At 55.8% G+C, this 6,982-nt stretch carries 3 protein-coding genes, 4 tRNA genes and 3 other RNA genes; 7 read left to right on the top strand and 3 right to left on the bottom strand.

The genetic code is table 11. The features are described 5' to 3' along the window. Positions 1 to 17 precede the first annotated feature (17 nt). From RTP97_RS20990 to RTP97_RS20960, 7 genes are all read left to right on the top strand, one after another. Positions 18 to 94, top strand: a tRNA-Arg gene (locus RTP97_RS20990). Positions 95 to 162: 68 nt separating this feature from the next. Beyond that, positions 163 to 238, top strand: a tRNA-His gene (locus tag RTP97_RS20985). Between the two features lie 19 nt (positions 239 to 257). Then, positions 258 to 343 (top strand) — tRNA-Leu (locus tag RTP97_RS20980). Positions 344 to 386: 43 nt separating this feature from the next. Next, positions 387 to 463 (top strand) — tRNA-Pro (locus RTP97_RS20975). 34 nt (positions 464 to 497) lie between these two features. Continuing rightward, positions 498 to 630: non-coding RNA, RtT sRNA (locus RTP97_RS20970), on the top strand. A 34-nt stretch (positions 631 to 664) separates the two neighbouring features. Beyond that, a non-coding RNA gene (locus RTP97_RS20965) (RtT sRNA) lies at positions 665 to 797 on the top strand. Positions 798 to 830: 33 nt separating this feature from the next. Then, positions 831 to 963: non-coding RNA, RtT sRNA (locus tag RTP97_RS20960), on the top strand. A 104-nt stretch (positions 964 to 1,067) separates the two neighbouring features. Here RTP97_RS20960 and RTP97_RS20955 read toward each other — a convergent pair. The 3 genes from RTP97_RS20955 to hemX form a co-directional block, all read right to left on the bottom strand. Then, on the bottom strand, positions 1,068 to 3,992 hold the full coding sequence (locus tag RTP97_RS20955) for an RHS repeat-associated core domain-containing protein (protein WP_312417055.1): 2,925 nt from the start codon (positions 3,990 to 3,992) through the stop codon (positions 1,068 to 1,070). A gap of 559 nt (positions 3,993 to 4,551) precedes the next feature. Continuing rightward, positions 4,552 to 5,748: a protoheme IX biogenesis protein HemY gene (hemY, locus tag RTP97_RS20950; RefSeq protein WP_312417053.1), complete on the bottom strand. Its 1,197-nt coding sequence runs from the start codon at positions 5,746 to 5,748 to the stop codon at positions 4,552 to 4,554. Between the two features lie 2 nt (positions 5,749 to 5,750). Continuing rightward, positions 5,751 to 6,938, bottom strand: a complete 1,188-nt coding sequence (gene hemX / locus RTP97_RS20945) for a uroporphyrinogen-III C-methyltransferase (protein ID WP_312417050.1) — start codon at positions 6,936 to 6,938, stop codon at positions 5,751 to 5,753. Positions 6,939 to 6,982: the final 44 nt, after the last annotated feature.

Here is a 6,982-nt window from a genome sequence, read left to right as displayed (position 1 = left end):
CCCCGCAACGGCGCTAAGCGCCCGTAGCTCAGCTGGATAGAGCGCTGCCCTCCGGAGGCAGAGGTCTCAGGTTCGAATCCTGTCGGGCGCACCATTTTACCCGGTGCTGGAGCTGCGGTGGACTGTGAAATCAAACAGGACCGCGTAAAAGAATGAGTAGTGGTGGCTATAGCTCAGTTGGTAGAGCCCTGGATTGTGATTCCAGTTGTCGTGGGTTCGAGTCCCATTAGCCACCCCATTATTTAAAGTTGTGAAATGCGAAGGTGGCGGAATTGGTAGACGCGCTAGCTTCAGGTGTTAGTGTCCTTAGGATGTGGGGGTTCGAGTCCCCCCCCTCGCACCACGACTTAAAATGAATTGAACTAAAAATTCAAAAAGCAGTACATCGGCGAGTAGCGCAGCTTGGTAGCGCAACTGGTTTGGGACCAGTGGGTCGGAGGTTCGAATCCTCTCTCGCCGACCACATTTAGAAACCCCGCTTTATAGCGGGGTTTTTTTTCGCCTGAATTTCACAGAGGATGAGAACCTCCGGGGCAGGAGGTTCGACTTGAGCGGAGCGAAAGAACGTTGCTTCAGCAACGGCCCGCAGGGCGAGCCACGGAGTGGCGAGTCATCCTCTCTCGCCGACCACATTTAGAAACCCCGCTTTATAGCGGGGTTTTTTTTCGCCTGAATTTCACAGAGGATGAGAACCTCCGGGGCAGGAGGTTCGACTTGAGCGGAGCGAAAGAACGTTGCTTCAGCAACGGCCCGCAGGGCGAGCCACGGAGTGGCGAGTCATCCTCTCTCGCCGACCACATTTAGAAACCCCGCTTTATAGCGGGGTTTTTTTCGCCCAAATTTCACAGAGGATGAGAACCTCCGGGGCAGGAGGTTCGACTTGAGCGAAGCGAAAGAACGTTGCTTCAGCAACGACCCGCAGGGCGAGCCACGGAGTGGCGAGTCATCCTCTCTCGCCGACCACATTTCGAAACCCCGCTTTATAGCGGGGTTTTTCAGTTTTGGCACAAATATACAGCGTACCTACCGATTTAAGGAGCGGACTGGATATAACCCTTCTCTATTCGCTATAGGTTATTGTGACCTTGAATTATGTTAACACTCTGTGTCAATTTACCGAGTAGTTGCTTAGATTTTTTCTTGCCACCCACACCCAGACTAAACTGTGCCTCTCCACGCTGCTCTGATTTTATACCAATATAACCATCGAGTAACCCCTCGTTCTGGGTGCCTTTTGGGTAGTTTCCCTGTTTGTTTTGTAGTGCCATCGCCGCTAAAAATTTAGGGACGTTACCCGTCTCCTGAATTGCGGAGGCAGCTGGGCTAAATAACACGCCAGCGGCGCCTTTTTTCAATACAAATTCTAGCAAAACTTGGTCATGAGGATGGTTATGATAATAAGTCATTGCTTGAGCATAATCCCCAAAATGGCCGCTCAACGCATTGAAGTTATAGTCATTTATACCCGCCCCGTGGTTTAGGAATTTCTTTGCTTCTGCGATTGGCATCGATCGATATATTCTTATCACACCCTCGTCACTTTTTGCATTCTCCTCCACGAGCTTGTCAATAACGTCAATAGGACTTTTGGGAGTGGAAAATTTATATCCTTTCATGTGCTTACCTGACTTTATATCCCCAAAAGTCAATTTCTTAGTCGCATTATCTTTAACGGTTTTTTCTATTGCGTTAAACGTCATGAATCTTTGTTGAGCAAGTGCATCAGCATTATTCTCTTGTAACTTTATAGCCATTTCAACTTTATAAGACACTATGTCAATAAAATGTTGCTTGCTTTGGAATTTAGAATCATCATTCCGCAATTTATTAATTACTTCTTCAGCAATAGCTCGGTTATCTCCACTGTCCCTCAGATAATCCTCTATGATCTGATCTCTAAACCGATTATTTATATGACCAGTTGTATCAACTATCGTTATTTCCAACCCTGCCGCATCCATCCATGTTACGGGGTTATTGCCGACCATCCGGAACAGATTCAGCCCGTCCACCTCGCCTGCCGGGTCGGCGCTCACCCAGCGGCACAGCCACGGGGCGTAATAGCGATGACCGTAGTAGTACAGCCCGGTGCCGTCCCGCTCCTTGCCGGAGTAGCGCACGGTTTTATATTCCGCCTCCACCTCGCTTCTGGCCGCCCACACCGCCGTGCCGCCGAAGGGATAGTACTCCTCCCGGCTGATAAGCTGACCTTCTGCATCCAGCTCCAGCGACAGCGAGCCGATATTGTCATCAACGCTCCAGCGCACCTGGTTATTATCAATACCGTCCGGCTTTCCGGTTTCCCAGTGCAGTACCCGAATACCGGCCCGCCCTGCCTGGCTGGCCACCACATGCAGCTCCTCCGTCAGTGACGGTGTCGCGCTGCTGCCCGCCGTTTCCTGCCAGCTTTTGCGCAGCTCCAGCCCCGGCAGGTAACGTACCTCGTCCACATTCCATAAACCGCTGCTGCTGTTTACCAGGGTTCGCGTCTGCTTGCGCACCCGCTGGCTGCCGCTGTACTGGTAGATTTCCCGGTCATTGTCGCCGCTGCTGCGGTTCACCAGAGTGACCTGCTGTAAGTTATTACTGCCATCCCACGCCAGACCGTCACTGCCTGCGGCGCTGGCCTGGAGAGTTAACAGATTGCCGTTAGCGTCAAACCAACCCGCCACCTCATCCGGGGTCTGCGGCCCGCCGTCGTTTTGCTGCACGCTGCGGTTGGATGTGGTATCTGTAGTCATGGTGCGGGTAAAGTTCCCCGCGCCGGTGTGCTTCAGACTCTTCAGGTTACCGCTATCGTCATAAACATAGCTGCGGGTGTAGTTGACATACTGGCTGCCGTCAGACATCACCGGCAGCGTGCTGTACTGCATGGCGGTATTGTTTGCGTTCTCACGTCCGGTGGCGCTCATCAGTTGGTAGAGCGCATCGTAGGTAAACTGCCGGGCACCGTTGGTAGACTGGTTGCGCCAGTAGCCCGCCGTCACGGTGCCGTCGCTCAGCGAGGTGACATTGCCGGTAAAATCGTATCCGTAGCTGAGTGACTGAAGTATGGTGTTATCGGAACGCTGCGCCTTGATGGTAGCAAGCCACTGGCTCTGCGGGTCGTAGCCGTAAGTGGTGGTCACCCCGTTGCCGGCTGACTCCGTTAGTATCTGGCCCGCCGCGCTCCATGCCACATCTGTCAGCAGAGCCTGTGTCTCTCCGCCAGCCGGGGTCACCGTCTGGTGACGGAGATTACCGCTGACGTCATAACGCCACTGCTGAATATGGCTCATGGCATCCGTCTGCTTCAGCGTTGCGCCGCGGGCATCGGCGGCAGTGGTTGTGGTAAACCCATCTGCCTCCAGCAGCGTTTCCCGCGCCGTGTCATCCTCCGGCCAGTCCGGTAGACTTTCCGCCGAGGCCAGAAAGCGCTGCGCCTGACGGAGTGCCGCCCCGCTGAGCGCCACTGAATTGACCTGGAGCAGGCCACCACCGTTATAGTGCGCGATATTCACGCCGCGCAGATTGTTCCCCTGGGAGCCATCATCCACTGGCCCGGCATCGCCGTAGCCGCTACGCCAGCTGACACGGATTTCACTGCTCCCGCTCAGCTGCTCGCTGCCGCTCTCAGGACGTCCCAGTGCATCATACGCCACGGTCTGCACCGTGCCGCGCCCGTCCCGGACCCATACCGGGCGGCCCGCCGCGTCAAACAGCGTCACCTGGCTGCCGCTGTCGCTGCTCTCCCGCCGCAGCACCTGGCCTGCCAGCGAGGGCGTGGTCCGAAGATTCGCCGGAGTTGCGCTGTCATCAGTCCACAGCGCATATAGGCGCGGGTCGCGGTGCGACACTACCCGACTGGCGTTATCCACATATGAATGGCTGACCAGCAGGCGCAGCGGATCGCCGTCCTGCTCCCGGTTCCAGTTAAGGGCACGTACGGCCAGCCCCCGGTTATCATTAACGCTGACTACCGGCGTACCGGTAGAGATGTTTGGATTGCTCATTTCGATTACCTTTTTATTTTTATAAAGCGCACTTGGTGCAATATTAAACAAAAGGTACAGGATCCTGGCCTGGTGAAATGAGCAAAATAGAGTGGCGGGAAACTATTAAGGAGACAAGATAGACATCAGATGTCGTTAATTAAAGACATGTAATATTTTGTTTTAAAAAAGATTATTGATTAGGTGTTATTTTCGTCGCCATAAAGCGACACTTTCGCTGTTTTATCCGCACTTCACCCTGCTTTTCGGCGCGATTTCGTGACGCCTTCCATAATTCTTAAATGAATACAGGCTGCTAGTTTTAGGAGTGAAAAAGTGGCACGGGTTGTGCAATAATATACCTGTAGATGCTCATTCCATCTCTTATGCTCGCCGCCAGGCTTCATAAACTCGGGAATGACGCAGAGCCGTTTAATGGTGCTTATCGTCCACAGACAGATGTCGCTCCGGCCTCATCAAACACCATGGACACAACGTTGAGTGAAGCACCAATTTGTTGTCACGCAGACCTGTTTAATGCCCGCTCTGGTTTCAGAGCGGGCGTTTTTTTATGGCGGGTTTACTGCGGGGGATTGTTCTGCAGGGTGTGCATCAGGCCGTCACGGCGCATGGCTGCGGCCTCTTCCGGCTGCTGTAAACGGTCAAGGGTATCGGCCAGCCAGGCATAGTCAAACGGATCCGGGCGCTGCTTCAGCGCGGCACGGAATGCCAGGCTCGCCTCTTTCCATTCACCGTGCTTCATCAGTGACTGACCTAACGTGCTCCACAGCAGCGGACGATCGCCCTGGGTTTTGATCTGCTGGCGCAGCGCCTTCTCTACCTGTTCCGGATTGTTGGTCTTCAGACGCGGGATCGGCAGCACCAGACGATCGTCATACTGACGTTTCAGCCCGTCGAGCAGGATCTCCTGGGCGGTGTCATGATCGTCGCACTCAATCAGATGCTCGGCCATGGCCACCTGGAGCGCAACCTGCTGGCGGGTTTTGCGGCTCTGATGCTTCCACCAGGTTTTCAGGCCATCGCTGCCCCGTTCGGCCCGGGCTTGCTCCATCATGCCAATCCACGCCTGCTGGGCCAGTGCCTCACGGTGCGCTTCATCGCCGACGCCAGCTTTCGCCATAGACGGGATGCAGTCCAGCAGGGAGTTCCATGCTCCGGTACGGATATAGGCCTGCTCGGCCAGACGCAGCACCTCAGGGTGGCGTGGCGTAATCTCCAGCAGGTTATCCACGCCGTGGCGTGCCGCATGGTTTTCGTTACGGGCCAGCTGCAGACGCACACGGGTGATCTCCACCGGAATCGGATCGTGTTCGGCCAGTTCGGAGGCGCGCTGCAGATGCTGATTAGCCCGGGCTTCGTCGCCGCGCTGCTGGGCTGCCTCGGCGGCCAGCAGATAGTTAACTACCGGCTGCTCGGCGTGATCGGCATTCTTCGCCATCAGCTTCTCAACCTGCTGATAGTCGCCTTCGGCCAGCTTGAGTAGCGCCTGCTCGGTCTGCTTGCGGGCGCGGCGGCGTTTGCGGCCCGTGAACCAGCCACGAGTGCGCGCACCAGTATGGAAAATACGGCGCAGCAGCCACTCAACGGCAAACAGCACCACCATGGCGAGGATCAAGATAATCACCAGACCCGTCACGCTGGTTTCGATATTGTAATTATCGGTCTGGATCAGCACGTAGCCCTGATGGCCGGCGACCATGGGTCCGACAACGATCCCGGCAAGCAGCAGTGCAAAGAGGAGCAATACTTTAAGCATAATTATTCCCCCTGCTGCGGCGCAGCGGCAGGCGCTGCTTCATTCGCCGGCGGAGCTGGCGTTGCTTCATTTGCTGCCGCCCCTGGCTGTGCCAGCAGATTACGCACGCGCGTCTGCATCAGCTTCTCCAGAATCGGCTGGCTTTGCAGCGAATCCGGCAGCTCCATAGTGATATTCTGCTGGCTGAGCTTATCGACCTCTTCAAGGAACGCTTTGGTGCTCGCATCATCGGTATCGTAGTAAGCGCGTACCCAGCTTGAGACGTTATCCAGGGCCTGCTTGTAGGTCTCTTCCTGATGGCGCGGCACGGCCTGCGCAGCAACCAGCAGGCGAGAGCGGATGTTCTCTCGCAGGTAGATATCCTGGTTCGGAGCGAGCAGGGGGACCGCGGTCTCATCGCGGCGGCGGACAGTAATAAAGCTATCCATAAAGTTGTGCCAGCTCTTTTGCAGGTTTACCCGCCACTCGCTCAGTGAGCTGGAGAGCTCACCGCTGTCGTTATCCATCGGCGCATCGTCGTCGTTGTTATCCGCCAGGCGCAGATTGTCGATCTGGTTGGAGAGCTGGTTAACCTTGAGGATGATGCCGTCGTAATCCACCTGCGCCACGCCGGATAGGCTGGCCACGTCATCGGTGATGGCGCGGCGGGCGGCAATCAGGCTCGGATCGTTCATATCGGCCAGGCTCGCGTCGGCGCTTTTCAGCAGCGCGGCGGCGGTAGTGATGTCGCTATCGCTCCACAGCTTCCGCCCGGCCAGCTTCACGAGGAAATCGGCCTGCGCCAGCAGCCAGGTTTTAGCATCGGTTCCCGAAATGGTCGCTACCTTCTGCGACAGCTCATCAAGCTGCTTATTCAGCTCGGCCTGCTGACGATCTGCTGCTGTCAGCGCATCGCTCTGCTGCTTGATGACCGCTTCAAACTGCGTTTTTTGCGTCTCCTGCGCCTTTTGCAGGGCAGTGATTTGGCTCACCAGCTCAGCGCTGGTAGCGGACTGCGTTGAGGTCTGCTGTTTCACCCAGCCATAAAGCCCCACGCCAGCCGCCAGCGCAATGGCGATAGCAATCGCACTTAGCGCAAGGCTGGTCTTATTGGTGCGATCCTTCTTCTCAGCTTTTTCTGGCTGTGGCGTGGTATCCACGGCCTCCCTGGTCTCTTCAACCACGGCAGAGGAGTTCTGTTGTTCCGTCATTATGGCTTCCCATTATGAGAGTTATTGTAATGCGCGCAGCAGCG

This window comes from Pseudescherichia sp. (assembly GCF_031998825.1).
In the GTDB taxonomy this organism is placed as follows: domain Bacteria; phylum Pseudomonadota; class Gammaproteobacteria; order Enterobacterales; family Enterobacteriaceae; genus Pseudescherichia.
The sequence above is the reverse complement of the archived record's forward strand: the minus strand, read 5'-3'. Positions and strand labels throughout refer to the sequence as shown.

Coding starts and splice junctions, on each gene's coding strand:
- hemY (WP_312417053.1), bottom strand. CDS start 5,748: ATGCTTAAAGTATTGCTCCTCTTTGCACTGCTGCTTGCCGGGATCGTT.
- RTP97_RS20955 (WP_312417055.1), bottom strand. CDS start 3,992: ATGAGCAATCCAAACATCTCTACCGGTACGCCGGTAGTCAGCGTTAAT.
- hemX (WP_312417050.1), bottom strand. CDS start 6,938: ATGACGGAACAACAGAACTCCTCTGCCGTGGTTGAAGAGACCAGGGAG.